Consider the following 15,771-nt stretch of genomic DNA (forward strand, 5'->3'; position numbering starts at 1 on the left):
GCCGATGCCCAACCGCCGCCTCATCCTGCTGGGCAGCCTACTCCTGCTGCTCGGTGCTGCCCTGCTGCTGTGGAGCCGCCCGGCCAGCCATCCGCAGCTGGAGCAGCGCAGCCAGGCCGACGGCCGCCCTCTGACCCTGGCCATCCCGCCCGGCACGTCCAGCGCGCGGGTTCTGCTGCTGGTGCCGAGCGACCAGCAGCTGGCACCGGCCGACCTGCTTTCCCTGGCACAGAACGGCAACGCGCGGCTGGTGCAGCTCGAACTGCCGGCCGAGGACTGCACCGCCCAGCAGGCGCGCATCACCGCGGCCAGCGCCGCCCTGGGCGGCGCACCAACCGTGGTCGCCGGCATCGGCCCGGGGGCAGCCCGCGCCTGGCGCTGGCTGGCCAGCCAGGACAACGACCAGGCGCGCGCGCTGTCGGTCGACTTCAGCCTCGAGCATCCTGACTGCACCGCGCCACTACCGGAACAGGCCGTGCACGGCCGCTGGCGCAGCGCCTGGAGCGACTATCCGGACAATGCCAGCGCAGCGTTCGTGCGCGGCCAGAGCAACGCCGACACCCTGATCGGTGACTACACCACCAGCCTGCCGCAGCTGCTGCGCGAGCAGCTGCAGGATCTGCTGCTCGGCGCCGGCGAGAACATGCCGGTCATCGAGGTGCCAGCCAGGCAACCGGCCGACACGGTCACCCTGTTCTACTCCGGCGACGGCGGCTGGCGCGACCTCGATCGCGCCGTCGCCGACGAGATGGCCAGCCAGGGTCAGCCGGTGGTCGGCATCGACGCCCTGCGCTACTTCTGGCAGCACAAGAGCCCGGAGCAGTGCGCCGCAGACCTCAGCCGGCTGATGCAGACCTACCGCACCAGGTGGGGTGCCAAACGCTTCGTGCTGGCAGGCTACTCGTTCGGCGCCGATATCCTCCCCGCCACCTACAACCGCCTGCCGGCAGCCGACCGCGAGGCGGTGGACGCCCTGCTGCTGATCGCCCTGGCACGCAGCGGCAGCTTCGAGATCGAGGTGCAGGGCTGGCTCGGCAAGGCCGGCCAGGAGCAGGCCACCGGCCCCGAACTGGTCAAGGTGCCGGCGGCCAAGGTGCTGTGCGTCTACGGCCGCGACGAGGCCGCGGAAAGCGGCTGCACCCAGCCTGAGGCTGTCGGCGAGCATCTCGAACTGCCGGGCGGCCACCATTTCGACCAGGACTACCCGGCCCTGGCCCGCCGCCTCGTCGAAGCGATCCACCAGCGCCAGCAGGCAGCCAGCACGCCCTGAGCGGCTTTCAGGTTCCCTTAAGCTTGTCCGTCTAGTTTAGAGTGCTGAAAACCGTCGCATGCAACATTAAGGAGCAGTCATGACCGGAACCCCCTCCCTCCGCTACAGCAGCCTGTCCATCGCCCTGCACTGGCTGATGCTGCTGCTGATCGCCGCGGTCTACGCCTGCATCGAACTCAAGGGCAACTTCGTCCGCGGCAGCGACATCCGTGAAGGACTCAAACACTGGCACTTCATGCTCGGCCTGGCCATTTTCGCCCTGGTCTGGCTGCGCCTGCTCGGCCGCCTGGTCGGCAAGGCCCCGGCGATCCAGCCGGCACCGCCGTCCTGGCAGACCGGTCTGTCCCACCTGATGCACCTGGCCCTGTACGTACTGATGATCGGCATGCCGCTGCTCGGCTGGCTGATCCTCAATGCCGAAGGCAAGCCGGCACCGTTCTTCGGTCTCGAGCTGCCGATGCTGGTGCAGAAAGATCATGGCCTGGCGGAAAGCCTCGAAGGCCTGCACGAGTTCGGTGGTGTGGCGGGGTACTGGCTGATCGGCCTGCATGCGGCCGCCGGCCTGCTGCACCATTACGTGATCCGCGACAACACCCTCTCGCGCATGCTGCCGGGCCAAGACTGAACCTCGCCTGCCGCTCGCCAGCCCCGCCCGCTCCGCGCGCGGGGCTTTTGTTTGCCGGCGCGGCACTGGTCAAGCACGGCCGGCATCGCTAGAATTGCGCACTTTTTGATCAAGGCGCCAACCCGGCGCCCTTCGAGGTTAGCCTGCATGTCCACCGCCACGCCCAAAGTCGGTTTCGTTTCCCTCGGTTGTCCGAAGGCGACCGTCGACTCCGAACGCATCCTCACCCAGCTGCGCATGGAGGGCTACCAGATCGTCCCCTCCTATGAGGATGCCGACGTGGTGGTGGTCAACACCTGCGGCTTCATCGACAGCGCCAAGGCCGAGTCGCTGGACGCCATCGGCGAGGCGCTGGCCGAGAACGGCAAGGTGATCGTCACCGGCTGCATGGGCGTGTCCGAGGACAGCATCCGCAACGTGCACCCTAGCGTGCTGGCGGTCACCGGCCCGCAGCAGTACGAGCAGGTGGTCAACGCGGTGCACGAGGTGGTGCCGCCGAAGGTCGACCACGACCCGTTCGTCGACCTGGTGCCGCCGCAGGGCATCAAGCTGACCCCGCGCCACTACGCCTACCTGAAGATTTCCGAGGGCTGCAACCACAGCTGCAGCTTCTGCATCATCCCGTCGATGCGCGGCAAGCTGGTCAGTCGCCCGGTCGGCGAGGTGCTCAGCGAGGCCGAGCGCCTGGTCAAGGCCGGGGTCAAGGAGCTGCTGGTGATCAGCCAGGACACCAGCGCCTACGGCGTCGACCTCAAGTACAAGCTGGACTTCTGGAACGGCCAGCCGGTGAAGACGCGCATGCTCGAGCTGTGCGAGGAGCTGAGCAAGCTGGGCGCCTGGGTGCGCCTGCACTACGTCTACCCCTACCCCAACGTCGACGACGTGATCCCGCTGATGGCCGCCGGCAAGATCCTGCCGTACCTGGACATCCCCTTCCAGCACGCCAGCCCGAAGGTGCTCAAGGCGATGAAGCGCCCGGCCTTCGAGGACCAGACCCTGGCGCGGATCAAGAAGTGGCGCGAGATCTGCCCGGAACTGACCATCCGTTCGACCTTCATCGTCGGCTTCCCCGGCGAGACCGAGGAGGACTTCCAGTACCTGCTCGACTGGCTGACCGAAGCGCAGCTCGATCGCGTCGGCTGCTTCCAGTACTCGCCGGTCGAAGGCGCACCGGCTGAAGAACTCGGCCTGGAAGCGGTGCCGGACGAGGTCAAGCAGGAGCGCTGGGAGCGCTTCATGGCCCACCAGCAGGCAATCAGCGCCGCGCGCCTGCAGCTGAAGATCGGCAAGGAGCTCGAGGTACTGATCGACGAGGTCGACGAAGAGGGTGCCATCGGCCGCTCCGCCGCCGACGCCCCGGAGATCGACGGCAACGTCTATGTCGACAGCGAGCAGCCGCTGAAGCCCGGCGACAAGGTGCGCGTGCGCGTCACCGACGCCGACGAGTACGACCTGTGGGCCGAAGTCATCTGACGCGACCCGCTGCGCTGTCCAGACGAACCCGGCCCCGTGCCGGGTTCGTCGTCTCTGGGCCAGTCCCGGCAAATGCGCTGTAATGGAGCCTCGTCCTATGGATCGAGGCGCCCATGAATCCCTGGCTGCAAATTCTTGCCCTCACCTTGCTGCCGGGCCTAGCCATGCCGGCCGGCGCGCTGCTCGCCATCCGCGAGCATATCCACCCTCACTGGCTGGAAACCGAACTGCGCCATAGCGTGCTGGCCTTCGGCGCCGGCGCCCTGCTCGCCGCCGTGGCTCTGGTGCTGGTGCCCGAAGGCATGCGCGAACTACCTACCTGGCTCATCGCCCTGAGCTTCGGCGGCGGCGGCACAGCCTTCATGCTGGTCGACCGCTTCCTCGCGGCACATCGCACCGCCGCCAGCCAGGCGGTAGACATGCTGCTTGATTACATTCCGGAAACCCTCGCCCTCGGCGCGGCAGTGGCCCTCGGCAGCTCCGGCGGGCTGCTGCTGGCCAGCCTGATGGCGTTGCAGAATCTGCCGGAAGGCTTCAACGCCTACCGTGAGATGCGCCGCGGCCGACGCTTCGGCAGCGGCCGCATCGTCGGCCTGTTCACCCTGATCGCCCTGCTCGGTCCGCTGGCCGGCTTCTGCGGCTACCTGTGGTTGGCGCCCTATCCGCAAGTGGTCGGCGTGATCATGTTGTTCGCCTCCGGCGGCATCCTCTACTCGGTGTTTCAGGACATTGCCCCGCAGATCCCGCTGCAACGCCACTGGGCACCATCGCTGGGCGCGGTGGCCGGCTTTCTGCTCGGCATGCTCGGCCAGATGCTCACCGGTGCCTGAGCGCCAGGCCGCGCTCCCGGCAGCGCGGCAGGCGACTGCTATGCTGGGAGCAACTGGAGGGTCCACCATGCAACAGCTCAAGCTGCTTTCGACGCGCAACGAGGCCGGCAACATCAAGAGCTTCATCTTCGAAACCGGCGGCCTCAACTGGGTCGCCGGGCAGAACCAGGCCTTCATCCTGGAGCAGGCCGGCACCGGCGAGGCGGACAATCTGCGCTGGTTCACCCTCGCCTCGGCACCCAGCGAAGGGGTGGTCCAGGTTTCCACCCGCATCACGCCCAGCGCCTTCAAGCAGGCCCTCGACCGCCTGCACCCGGGCGACAGCATCACGGTGCGCGACCTGGGCGGCGACTTCACCTGGGAGGAGGAATCCGCCACCCCGGTGGTGCTGGTCGCCGGCGGCATCGGCATCACGCCGTTTCGCAGCATGCTGCTGGAGCGCCATGCCCGCGGCAAACCGCTCAACGCCATCCTGCTGTACTTCAGCCGCGACACGCAGATCGCCTTTCGCGACGAGCTGCAGCAACTGGCGAACCAGCATCCGGAGCTGGACGTGCGCTACCTGGTCGGCGAGCTGGTGAGTGCCGAGCGCATCCTCGACGAGGAGCCGCTGGCCGCTACGGTGCCGGTCTACCTGTCCGGCCCCGAGCCGATGGTGGAAAGCGTCGGCAACGCCCTCAAGCAGCGCGGCGTCAGCCTCAGGCAGGACTGGTTCCCGGGTTACGACGAACGCAACTATTGACCCCTGTCACCGGCTGCGCAGACTACCGCGCCGGACTGCGCCCGGCGTGGTTCCCGCCGATAGCGCCACTTCGCTAATATCGTCAGGACTTTCCAGCCACTCGCCTGCGCGAGCGGCCTTCGCCCTGTCGCGCCCCCTGGGGTGCGCCCCATCCGCACGAGAACCAATCGCATGAGCGCCTCCTCCCGTTTTGCCCCCATGCCCGATGCCCGCGGCTACTTCGGCCCCTACGGCGGCCAACTGGTGCCGCCGGAGCTCAAGCAGGTGATGGACGAGATCGACGCCGCCTACGAGGAAATCCGCCAGCGCGAGGACTTCCAGCAGGAACTGGCCGCCCTGTTCGCCGACTACGTCGGCCGCCCGAGCCCGATCTTCCATGCCCGTCGCCTGAGCGAAAAGCTCGGCGGTGCGCAGATCCATCTCAAGCGCGAGGATCTCAACCATACCGGCGCGCACAAGATCAACCACTGCCTGGGCGAGGCGCTGCTGGCCAAGTTCATGGGCAAGACCAAGGTGATCGCCGAGACCGGCGCCGGCCAGCATGGCGTGGCGCTGGCCACTGCCTGCGCACTGGTGGGCATCCCCTGCGAGATCCACATGGGCCAGGTGGACATCGAGAAGGAACACCCCAACGTCACCAAGATGAAGATCCTCGGCTGCAAACTGGTGCCGGTGACCCGCGGCGCGGCGACCCTCAAGGAGGCGGTGGACAGCGCCTTCGAGGAATATCTCAAGGATCCGCACAACTTCATCTACGCCATCGGCTCGGTAGTCGGCCCGCACCCGTTCCCGAAGATGGTCCGCGATTTCCAGTCGATCATCGGCAACGAGGCGCGCGCGCAGTTCCTCAGCAAGCACGGCCGCCTGCCCGACCACGTCACCGCCTGCGTCGGCGGCGGCTCCAACGCCATGGGCATGTTCACCGCCTTCCTCGACGACGCGGCGGTCAACCTGGTTGGCGTCGAGCCGGCCGGCGAGGGCCTCGACAAGCCCGGCCGCCACTCGGCCACCCTGTCCAAGGGCAAGCCGGGCGAGCTGCACGGCATGGCCTGCTACGTGCTGGAGGACGCCGAGGGTCACCCGGCAGCGGTGCACTCGATCGCCTCGGGCCTCGACTATCCCGGCGTCGGCCCGCAGCACAGCTACCTGAAGGACATCGGCCGGGTGAACTATGAAACGGCCAGCGACCAGGAGTGCCTGGATGCCTTCATGACCCTATCGCGCGTCGAGGGCATCATCCCCGCCCTGGAAAGCGCCCACGCAGTGGCCTGGGCCATGCGCGTGGCGCCGACGCTGCCGAAGGATCAGCACATCCTGGTCAACCTGTCCGGCCGTGGCGACAAGGACGCCGACTACGTGGCCAAGCTGCTCGGCCTGTAACCGCTCGTACCCCCGTGTCTCCCGAGACGCGGGGTGCTCTCCTGCTGCCCGGCGCGTATCATCCCCTCCCCCGCCCTCTCACCGGTCGCCCGCCATGTCCTACAGCGTCAGCCCCGTCGGCATCCTGCGCTCCTGCTTCAAGGAGAAGTTCGCCATCCCGCGCCAGCCACAGCTGGCACCGGCGGCGCGCGGCGTGCTGGAGCTGCTGCCGCCGTTCGACGAGGGCTCCGCGGTCGCCGGGCTGGAGCAGGTCAGCCATGTCTGGCTGCTGTTCCTGTTCCACCAGGCACTGGAGGACAAGCCGCGCCTCAAGGTGCGCCCACCGCGCCTGGGCGGCAACCGTGCGCTGGGGGTGTTCGCCACCCGCGCCACCCACCGACCCAACGGCATCGGCCAGTCGGTGGTGAAGCTGGAGCGGGTCGAGCCCGGCCGTTTGCACCTGTCCGGCATCGACCTGCTGGATGGCACGCCGGTGCTGGACATCAAGCCCTACGTACCGTATGCAGACATCGTGGCCGAGGCGCGCAACGCCATCGCCGACGCGCCGCCGCCGGCCATCCCGGTCGAATGGAGCGACACGGCGCTGCAGCAGGCCCGCGCGCACGCGCTGCGCCTGGCCGAACCGGTGGTCGAGCTGATCGAACAGTGCCTGGCCCAGGACCCGCGTCCGGCCTATCAGGTGCCGACGCCGGAACGGCGCTACGGGGTATTGTTCTGGGACGTGCAGGTACGCTGGCACTACCCTGAACCGGGGCAGATCCGCGTGCTGGAGGTAGTGGCGGCCTGATCCGACCTGGCGCCCGCTCGAGGTCGCAGAAACGCGAACGCCCCGCACAGGCAGGGCGTTCGTGGTCAGGCGCAGACGCTTACTTCTCGACGAAGGCGCGCTCGATCAGGTAGTCGCCCGGCTCGCCCATACGCGGGGAGACATTGAGGCCGAAACTGTCCAGCACTTCGCTGGTTTCCTTGAGCATGCTTGGGCTGCCGCAGAGCATCGCGCGGTCGTCCAGCGGGTTGAACGGCGGCAGGCCGATGTCGCTGAACAGCTTGCCGCTGCGCATCAGGTCGGTCTGACGCCCCTGGTTGCGGAACGGCTCGCGGGTCACCAACGGATAGTAGATCAGCTTCTCGCGGACCGCCTCGCCGAAGAACTCGTTGTTCGGCAGCTCGTTGGTGATGAAGTCGGCATAGGCCAGCTCGCTGACCCAGCGCACGCCGTGGACCAGGATCACCTTGTCGAAGCGCTCGTAGGTCTCGGGGTCCTGGATCACGCTCATGAACGGCGCCAGGCCGGTGCCGGTGCTCAGCAGATACAGGTGCTTGCCCGGCAACAGATCGCCGAGAATCAGCGTGCCGGTGGGCTTGCGGCTGACCATCAGCTCGTCGCCCGGCTGCAGGTGCTGCAGGCGCGAGGTCAGCGGACCATCCGGTACCTTGATGCTGAAGAACTCGAGATGCTCTTCGTAGTTGGGGCTGGCGATGCTGTAGGCTCGCATGAGCGGACGACCGTTCACTTCCAGACCGATCATCACGAACTGGCCGTTTTCGAAGCGCAGTCCCTGATTGCGGGTGGTCTTGAAGCTGAACAGGGTATCGTTCCAGTGATGCACGCTGATCACGCGCTCGCTCACCAGGTTGCTCATGGTCTGACTCCTTGCTGAAGCATAAATAGCCGGCTGGCTCTGTTGCGCTACATTATATGGCAGCGCAAGATATTTGCTAAATGGATAATCAATATATAGTTAATCGGTTATATAGATATGCGATTCACCCTTAGACAGCTGCAGGTTTTCGTCGCCGTGGCCCGCCTGGAAAGCGTGTCGCGCGCGGCCGAATCGCTGGCCCTGTCGCAGTCGGCCGCCAGCACCTCGCTGGCCGAACTGGAGCGCCACTACGACAGCCCGCTGTTCGACCGCATCGGCAAGCGCCTGGCCCTCAGCGCCCTGGGCAGCCAGCTGCTGCCCAAGGCAGTCGCCCTGCTCGACCGCGCCGAGGAGATCGAGCAACTGCTGCAGGGCAAGAGTGGCTTCGGCTCGCTGCAGCTGGGCGCCACCCTGACCATCGGCAACTACCTGGCCACCCTGCTGATCGGCCGCTTCATGCAGGCCCATCCGGAGTGCCGGGTGCGCCTGCACGTGCAGAACACCAGTCACGTGGTGCAGGGCGTCGCCCAGCACGGCCTCGACCTCGGCCTGATCGAGGGCGACTGCCAGCACCCGGATATCGAGGTGCAACCGTGGCTGGAGGACGAGCTGGTGGTGTTCTGCGCACCGCAGCACCCGCTGGCCAAACGCGGCTCGGCCAGTCTCGACGAGTTGGTGCAGGAAGCCTGGATCCTCCGCGAGCAGGGCTCGGGCACGCGCCTGACCTTCGATCAGGGCATGCGCCATCATCCCACCCCGCTGAACATCCGCCTTGAGCTGGAGCATACCGAAGCGATAAAGCGCGCCGTGGAGTCGGGTCTGGGCATCGGCTGCATCTCGCGCCTGGCCCTGCGCGATGCCTTCCGCCGCGGCAGCCTGGTCGCGGTGGAAACCCCGGAGCTGGACCTGCGGCGCCAGTTCAGCTTCATCTGGCACAAGCAGAAGTATCAGAGCAGCGCCATGCGCGAATTCGTCGAGCTGTGCCGCAGCTTCACCGCCGGGGCGCTGCGCAGCGACCAGATTCACCTGCAGGAAATTCCCTGAGCGCCGACCGCCTCAGCCGAGCAGCACGATCCCCCACACCAGGCCGATCATCGACAGCGCCACCAGCTGGGCGGCGCTGCCCATGTCCTTGGCGTTCTTCGACAACGGATGGCGCTCGAGGGAGATGCGGTCGATGGCGGCTTCCACCGCCGAGTTGAGCAGTTCGACTATCAGCGCCAGCAGGCACACCGCCACCAGAATGGCGCGCTCGCCGCGGCTGACGTCGAGGAAGAAGGCCAGCGGTACCAGTAGCGCATTGATCAACACCAACTGACGGAACGCCGCTTCCCCGCCGAAGGCGGCACGCAGGCCGTCCCAGGAATAGCCGGCGGCGTTGAGGATGCGTTTGAGGCCGGTCTGGCCCTTGAATGGCGACAGCATGTGCAAGCGTCCGGAAGCTGAAAGCGGGCCAGTCTGGCAGAGACGGCCTGAAAAAAACGTCAAACCAGGCCGACAGACGCTGCCGGCAGCGCCGGCACCCCCGGGACCCTGTCCGCTCAGGCGGCCGGCATGGACTCCATCTGCTGCAGCAGCAGGGCGGCCTGGGTGCGGGTGCGCACCCCGAGCTTGCGGAAGATGGCCGTGACGTGGGCCTTGACCGTGGCCTCGGAAACGCTCAGCTCGTAGGCGATCTGCTTGTTCAGCAGGCCTTCGCAGACCATGGTCAGCACACGGAACTGCTGCGGCGTCAGGCTGGCCAGCCCCTCACTGGCGGCACGCGCCTCCTCGGACAGGGCTGCGGCTTCTTCCAGCTGCGGCGGCCACCAGGCATCGCCATCGAGCACCGCGCGCACGGCCTGCTGAATGGTTTCCAGCGGGCTGGACTTGGGGATGAAGCCACTGGCACCGAATTCGCGCGAACGCTGCACCACGGCGGCCTCTTCCTGGGCGGAGACCATCACCACTGGGATCTGCGGATATTGGCCACGTAGCAGCACCAGGCCGGAGAAGCCGTAGGCCCCCGGCATGTTCAGGTCGAGCAGGACCAGATCCCAGTCGCGCTTGTCATTCAGCCGCGCTTCCAGCTCGGCGATGCTGGCCACTTCCACCAGATGCGCCTCGTCCCCCAGCCCCATGCTCAACGCCTGCTGCAGGGCGCTGCGGAACAACGGGTGGTCGTCGGCAATCAGTATTTCGTAGGCGGCCATGATAAATCCTGTTGTTGTTCTGAACGGGCGGGGCTCGAGCGGCGCACAGGATGCCGAGCAGCTCCCCCCCGGTCAAGAAAAGTACCCGGAAAAGCCGTAGGGCTTTGGCTGGGCGACAAGTCCCTGCCGTGCAAGTTCCCGAATTCTACCTTTTGTGAATGGTTTTCGCCTTTCTTTCCGAGCAGCCCGGCAGGCACTGGCAGTGCCCGCGAGCCAGACGTTCGGTCAGCGTCTGGAGGATGCCGACGCCGCCCCGCCTCAGGCCACGAAGGGACGCAGGCGCTGGTGCGCCGCACTCTGCTCGTCCAGCGGCAGGCTGCGCTTGAAGCCGAGGTAGCGCTCGCTGAACACGTCGAGGTAGGCATCCAGCGCCTCGGCCGCGCGACTGTCGCCGGCCAGCTCCAGGCACAGCGCCGCCACCTCGGCGGTGCACAGGTGCTCGCCGCGCGTCGAGCGGCGCAGGCGGTAGCGCGAGTGCTGCTCGGGCGTCAGGCTGAGCACCGGAAAGCGGTCCAGGTAGGGGCTCTTGCGGAACATCTTGCGCGCCTCGGTCCAGGTGGCATCCAGCAGGATGAACAGCGGACGCTTGCCGGGCGCCGGCGCGACCGTCTGCACCACGCGCTCGGGCGCGGCGTATTCGGCAGGAAAGATGATGTAGGGCTGCCACTGCGGATCGTCGAGCAGCGCCAGCAGGCGCTCGTCCACCTCGACGCGCGACCAGCCGAAGGCACTGTTGTCGGCGACCACATCGGCGATCAACCAGCCAGTATTGCTCGGCTTGAGCGCCTCAATGTCGTGCATCAGCAGGCACACCCCAGCGCGCGCCGGCACCTGCGGCCGCCAGGCACACATGCAGTAGCTCTGCTCTAGGCGGCACTGCGGGCAACGCGGCATGCGCGAGCCTCGGGTGACAAAGGGCTTGGTGCTGCGGGCGAGACGCTCCCCACGCAGGCGGGCGACACTGTTGCTCATCGACCGCCCCCCGGTTCGGAGGGAAGCAGCAGCGAGCGGGGCGCGACAGAGGATCGAAGCATGCGAACTCCACGGGATTGGCCGGTCGGCCTGGTCGAAGGCGCGGCAGTCTAGCAGAGCCCTGCTCGCGAACCAGTGCAGGCGCGTATGATGGCGGCCATGCGAACCTGCCGCGCTGGCTGGGGTCGAACAGGCAGGTTTTTCAGGAGACTTTCCATGCGCCGTATCTATGTCCTGCTCGCCGGCCTGATGGCGGCGAGTGCCACCCAGGCCGCTTCACTGCAAGACTTCGAACTGAACAAACTGCTCGAGGACGTCGCCCGGCAAAGCAGCGTCGGCACCCCGCGGGCAATCAACGCAGACATCCTCGATCAGGGCTACACCGTCGAAGGCAACCAGCTGATCAATCACCTCAGCGTGCGCGCCAGTCATGCCGCCGAGATGCGCGGCAACCCGGACGCGGTACGCCAGCAGTTGCGCGCCAGTGTCTGTCGCAATCCGGGCTACCGCCAATTGCTCAGCAAGGGCGCCGTGCTGAGCTACACCTTCAGCGAGCACAAGAGCAATCGCCCGGTAGCCACGGAGCGCTTCCAGTCCAGCGACTGCGGCCTCAAGTAGACATCCCCATAGGCGACAACGCCCCGCCCCTGCCCTGCAGCGGCGGGTCGTTGCGTTCGGCACCTCAACGCAGGATCGCCGAATCGCCCTTTCCGGCCAGCGCCGCCGCCTCCTCGGCGGTCAGCAAGGCGGTGCGCGGCACGTCCAGCAGCCGTGCACAGGCGGCCACCACATTGCCCCAGCAGGCGCGGTTGGCGAACAGCATGCCGGCCTCGTCAAGGGTGCCCCCGCGATTGCGGTAGCCCAGCGCGACACACTGGCCGGCATCCGGCAGGATTGGCCACAGGTGGCCGCGCGCCACTTCCGGGCGCATGTGGGTGAGCAGCACGCGACGGCGCAGGGCGGCCGGGAACAGCCGCTCGCGCAGGGCCTCGTCGGCGCTGGCCTGCTGCTCCAGTAGGTCGCGCGGGGCGCGGAAGCGTCCCGGTTCCTGCAGGTAGATCAGCCGGTAGGCACAGGCGGCCGCCTCCAGACGCCTGGCCGCCCGCAGCATTTCCGTCAGTTGGTAGCTGCCGTTGGCAATCAGCAGCAGCGGCTCCTTGCCGTCCCGCTCCGCCACCAGGATGGCGCCATCGTCAGCCAGCTGGCGGGCCTGCTCGGCGTCGAACACGGCAGGTCGCTCACGCTTGGGCACCACCAGGCAGGCCAGCCGGCCACGACTCTGGTAGATCTGCGGCAGCAGCGCCAGGGTGCTGTTGTGATCGGCGGGGAACAGGACGCGGATGCCGTCGCTCATCTCGCCGAGCAGCGCCTCGCAGAAGCTGGGGTCCTGATGCGAGTGCTGGTTCTTGCCGTTTTCCCAGGTGTGCGAGGTGGCCACCAGCGGCCAGCCGAGCCAGCCGGCGGGACGCCCGACCTCCTGCTGCTGGCGGGAGAAGATCAGCGTCTGGCGCACGGCGCCGAGCATCTTCACGCAGAATGCCTCGTAGCTGGCCAGCAGGTTGAGTCCGCCCTGGTTGGCCAGGCAGGCGGACACCACCGCTTCCTCGTTGAGCGCGGTAATGATCGCGCCATCCAGCGCCTCGCTATCATTCTCCGGGGTACACACCCGGTGCTTGAGCGCCTGCAATACGCCGCCCAGACGGTTGCTGGCCAGCTCGTCGGGGTTGCCGACGCGCGGACGCAGCTGCGGGTTGGCCGCCACCAGGTCGACAAAGAAGCGGTCGATGGCACTCATCGGCGAGCAAGCCTGGCCGTGGAAGTGCAACTCGGGCATTCGCGGCAGCGCGGGGTGACGCACGGCCAGCGCATGATCCCGCTCGAGGGGGCGCCCACCGCGCAGGGCGGCGAAGCGATCCAGTGCCTGCTGCAACTGGTCCGGCGCCACCCAAAGCGCGGCGGCGCTTGCGTTGAACAAGCGGCGCGCCTCGGCATCGAGGTGCGGATTGCCCGGCAGCGGCAGGTTGTGCGCCGCGTTCTCTCCGGCGCCGTAGAAACCGAAGCCCTTCACGGTTTCGGCGATGGCATAGGGAATGGGCAGCGGGTACTGCAGGATGCCACGCGCCAGCTCGGCGAGCCGGTGCGCCAGGTGCTGCTCCATCTCGTGCAGGGTACAGACGAAGGCCGCCGGGTCGCGGCCGTCGAAGTGCAGCGGATCGAAGCCGCAGCGACGCAGATGCTCGGCAAAACCGGCCAGCCCCTCGGCGGTGCCCAGCTCGGTGCGCTGCTCGATGCGCCGGCCGTTGGCGATCATCACCGGCAGGGCCACGCCGCAATCCTCCGCTCGCCACCAGCGCGGCATCCAGTCGCTGCCGCGCTGCTCCTCCGCGGCGCCGTCGGAGAGGAATGCCACCAGGGTTTCGCCCGGCAGCGGCTGGTGGGCGTACTGCAGTTCGGCAAAGCCGAGATAGCCACCCTCGGCGATGCCGCCCGCGGTATGCGGGTTGACGTGGCTGCCCAGCGGCACGCCGGGCAGGCCGTCGGGGGCCTGCGCATAGCTGTAGAAATCGGCCACCAGCCGGCTCAGCCCGGCCTCGTCGCCGCCGTAGCGGGCGGCCTGCTCCGGGTGCAGATTGCCGAGCAGCACGTTGAGCGCCTCGATGGCGGCCACGCAATGGCCTTGGCCCATGGTCCAGCCGCGGGTCTGCCCACTCAGGGCGTTCAGTGCCAGATAGCCGGCATAGGCCGGCACCATGTTCAGCGCGCCACCGGTATGGCCCTCGGGACGCGCCTTGAAGTCCTCGGCCAGTAACGGAGTCCCATCGAGACGCACGCGGCGGGCGTAGGTCATGTGCGCCACCAGCCACAGGCCGGCACAGGTCAGGCGATCGAGCGCCTGCAGCAGGCGATAGACGCTACCCAGATCGGGCTGCTGGCCTGCCTGCACCAAACGATGCGCCAGACGGAACACCGCAGCCTGGGTGGCTGGTCGGTGCTCCAGCGGTCCGCAGCCCGCAGCCCACTCGGCAAAGGCCGGCTCGGCGAGGGCATGGGCTTGCAGTTCTTCGGCACTGGGCAAAAGCTGGGGCATGAACATGACTCCAAGGCAGGCTTGGGGGTAGTCTAGAACGACATGGAGCATCACCGCTGATTTGTATCAAGGCCCTGCCGTAGCCCGGCAGGTGGTCGCGACATTCGCAACAAGGAGTTTTTCATGGCTCTGCTTACCTTTTTCGGCGCCATTCAGCAGGTCACCGGTTCCTGCTACCTGATCGAGACCCGTGACGGCACACGCGTCCTGCTTGAGTGCGGCATGCGTCAGGGCGGGCGCGAAGACGAAGCCCACAACAGCGCGGCCTTCCCCTTCGATCCCCTGAAACTGGATGCCGTGGTGATCTCCCATGCCCACATCGACCATAGCGGCCTGTTGCCCCGCCTGGCCGCGCAGGGCTACCGCGGCCCGATCTATGCGACGGATGCCACCTGCGAGCTGCTGCAGCTGATGCTGTTGGATTCCGCGCACATTCAGGAAAATGACGCCGAGTGGGAAAACAAGTGGCGCGCGCGCCTCGGCCGCGAGCCGGTGGTGCCGCTGTACACCGAAGCCGATGCCGAACTGGCGCTCAAGCTGCGTCGCCCGGTGCGGTACGGTAACAAGGTAGAAGTGGCGCGCGGCATCAGCGTGACCTTCCATGATGCCGGGCACATTCTCGGCTCGGCCATCGTCGAACTGGAAGTGCACGACCACGGCCTGACCCGGCGCATGGTGTTCTCCGGCGACCTCGGCAACGCCTGCACCCCGCTGATGCGCGATCCGACCCCGCTGAGCGAGGCCGACGTGGTGTTGATGGAGTCGACCTACGGCGACCGCGACCACCGCTGCGATGCGGACACCCTCGAGGAGCTGGCCGACATCCTGCAACAGGCTCATCGCGACGGCGGCAACGTGCTGATCCCCGCTTTCGCCGTCGGCCGCACCCAGGACCTGATCTTCCATCTCGGCCGCTTCTACCAGCAGGGCCGGGTTCCGCAGCAGGCGGTGTTCCTCGACAGCCCGATGGCGATTCAGGCCAACGCCATCTACCATCGCTTCCACGAACAGCTCGACCCCAAGGACCGCGACGAGATGCGCAGCAACGGCGGCGGTCCTCGCGTCGAAGACTGGCTGCCGATCCTGCGCTGCACGCCCAAGGCGGAGGACTCGATGGCGATCAACCGCATCCAGAGCGGCGCGATCATCATCGCCGGCAGCGGCATGTGCAACGGCGGGCGTATCGTCCACCACTTCAAGCACAACCTGTGGCGCAAGGAGTGCCACATCGTGTTCCCCGGCTTCCAGGCGCAAGGCACCCTCGGCCGTGCCATCGTCGATGGCGCGCCGACCGTACGCGTGCTGCGCCAGCGGATTGCCGTCAAGGCCCGGGTTCACACATTGGGAGGCTTCTCTGCCCATGCCGGCCAGTCGCAACTAATCGACTGGGTGAAGCACTTCGATCACCGACCGGAGCTATATTTGGTGCATGGGGAGCTGGAAAAAATGAAGGTGCTGCAACAGGCACTGCATGATCGCCTGCAGTGGACTGCCAACATTCCGGAACCGGGTGAGCAGATCGCACTCTGAGCGACAGATAACAACAAGGAGTACTC

15 protein-coding genes are annotated in these 15,771 nt (G+C 67.2%); 10 read left to right on the forward strand and 5 right to left on the reverse strand.

Annotated elements, in window-relative coordinates; all coding sequences use genetic code 11:
- Positions 1–4: 4 nt before the first annotated feature.
- From KRX52_RS01930 to tsaA, 7 genes are all read left to right on the forward strand, one after another.
- A complete protein-coding gene (locus KRX52_RS01930) occupies positions 5–1,270 on the forward strand; it encodes a virulence factor family protein (protein ID WP_217679500.1) in 1,266 nt (421 codons plus the stop codon).
- A gap of 79 nt (positions 1,271–1,349) precedes the next feature.
- Positions 1,350–1,895, forward strand: a complete 546-nt coding sequence (locus tag KRX52_RS01935; protein WP_217679452.1) for a cytochrome b — start codon at positions 1,350–1,352, stop codon at positions 1,893–1,895.
- Positions 1,896–2,042: 147 nt separating this feature from the next.
- Positions 2,043–3,368 carry a 30S ribosomal protein S12 methylthiotransferase RimO gene (gene rimO / locus KRX52_RS01940; RefSeq protein WP_217679453.1) on the forward strand — a complete coding sequence of 442 codons (1,326 nt, stop codon included), beginning with the start codon at positions 2,043–2,045 and terminating at the stop codon, positions 3,366–3,368.
- A 113-nt stretch (positions 3,369–3,481) separates the two neighbouring features.
- Complete coding sequence (locus tag KRX52_RS01945) at positions 3,482–4,198, forward strand: ZIP family metal transporter (RefSeq protein WP_217679454.1); 717 nt, start codon at positions 3,482–3,484, stop codon at positions 4,196–4,198.
- Positions 4,199–4,265: 67 nt separating this feature from the next.
- Positions 4,266–4,940 (forward strand): ferredoxin--NADP reductase, encoded by a 675-nt coding sequence (locus KRX52_RS01950; RefSeq protein ID WP_217679455.1) that lies wholly within the window; start codon positions 4,266–4,268, stop codon positions 4,938–4,940.
- 171 nt (positions 4,941–5,111) lie between these two features.
- Positions 5,112–6,320, forward strand: coding sequence for a tryptophan synthase subunit beta (gene trpB, locus KRX52_RS01955; RefSeq protein WP_217679456.1), 1,209 nt, complete (start codon positions 5,112–5,114; stop codon positions 6,318–6,320).
- Positions 6,321–6,414: 94 nt separating this feature from the next.
- Complete coding sequence (tsaA, locus tag KRX52_RS01960) at positions 6,415–7,107, forward strand: tRNA (N6-threonylcarbamoyladenosine(37)-N6)-methyltransferase TrmO (RefSeq protein ID WP_217679457.1); 693 nt, start codon at positions 6,415–6,417, stop codon at positions 7,105–7,107.
- A 79-nt stretch (positions 7,108–7,186) separates the two neighbouring features.
- On the opposite strand, the gene fpr is transcribed toward tsaA, so the two are convergent.
- Positions 7,187–7,963 (reverse strand): ferredoxin-NADP reductase, encoded by a 777-nt coding sequence (gene fpr, locus KRX52_RS01965; RefSeq protein ID WP_217679458.1) that lies wholly within the window; start codon positions 7,961–7,963, stop codon positions 7,187–7,189.
- A gap of 117 nt (positions 7,964–8,080) precedes the next feature.
- On the opposite strand from fpr, the gene KRX52_RS01970 reads away from it, so the two are divergent.
- Positions 8,081–9,007 carry a LysR family transcriptional regulator gene (locus KRX52_RS01970; protein ID WP_217679459.1) on the forward strand — a complete coding sequence of 309 codons (927 nt, stop codon included), beginning with the start codon at positions 8,081–8,083 and terminating at the stop codon, positions 9,005–9,007.
- A 12-nt stretch (positions 9,008–9,019) separates the two neighbouring features.
- Here the strand turns inward: KRX52_RS01970 and KRX52_RS01975 are convergent, their stop codons facing one another.
- The 3 genes from KRX52_RS01975 to KRX52_RS01985 form a co-directional block, all read right to left on the reverse strand.
- Positions 9,020–9,385, reverse strand: coding sequence for a diacylglycerol kinase (locus tag KRX52_RS01975; RefSeq protein ID WP_437439680.1), 366 nt, complete (start codon positions 9,383–9,385; stop codon positions 9,020–9,022).
- Positions 9,386–9,504: 119 nt separating this feature from the next.
- The gene (gene erdR / locus KRX52_RS01980) at positions 9,505–10,155 is read right to left on the reverse strand and encodes a response regulator transcription factor ErdR (RefSeq protein WP_217679461.1); all 651 of its coding nucleotides are present in this window, start codon (positions 10,153–10,155) and stop codon (positions 9,505–9,507) included.
- A gap of 258 nt (positions 10,156–10,413) precedes the next feature.
- Positions 10,414–11,127, reverse strand: a complete 714-nt coding sequence (locus tag KRX52_RS01985) for a tRNA-uridine aminocarboxypropyltransferase (RefSeq protein ID WP_217679462.1) — start codon at positions 11,125–11,127, stop codon at positions 10,414–10,416.
- A gap of 216 nt (positions 11,128–11,343) precedes the next feature.
- Between KRX52_RS01985 and KRX52_RS01990 the strand changes: the two genes are divergently transcribed.
- The gene (locus KRX52_RS01990; protein ID WP_217679463.1) at positions 11,344–11,745 is read left to right on the forward strand and encodes a quorum-sensing-regulated virulence factor family protein; all 402 of its coding nucleotides are present in this window, start codon (positions 11,344–11,346) and stop codon (positions 11,743–11,745) included.
- Positions 11,746–11,809: 64 nt separating this feature from the next.
- Here KRX52_RS01990 and KRX52_RS01995 read toward each other — a convergent pair whose 3' ends face one another.
- On the reverse strand, positions 11,810–14,215 hold the full coding sequence (locus KRX52_RS01995) for a phosphoketolase family protein (RefSeq protein ID WP_217679464.1): 2,406 nt from the start codon (positions 14,213–14,215) through the stop codon (positions 11,810–11,812).
- Between the two features lie 123 nt (positions 14,216–14,338).
- On the opposite strand from KRX52_RS01995, the gene KRX52_RS02000 reads away from it, so the two are divergent.
- The gene (locus KRX52_RS02000; protein ID WP_217679465.1) at positions 14,339–15,745 is read left to right on the forward strand and encodes an MBL fold metallo-hydrolase RNA specificity domain-containing protein; all 1,407 of its coding nucleotides are present in this window, start codon (positions 14,339–14,341) and stop codon (positions 15,743–15,745) included.
- The last annotated feature ends 26 nt before the right edge of the window (positions 15,746–15,771 follow it).

Origin of the sequence: Geopseudomonas aromaticivorans (assembly GCF_019097855.1) — a bacterium.
GTDB classification, from domain to species: Bacteria; Pseudomonadota; Gammaproteobacteria; order Pseudomonadales; family Pseudomonadaceae; genus Geopseudomonas; species Geopseudomonas aromaticivorans.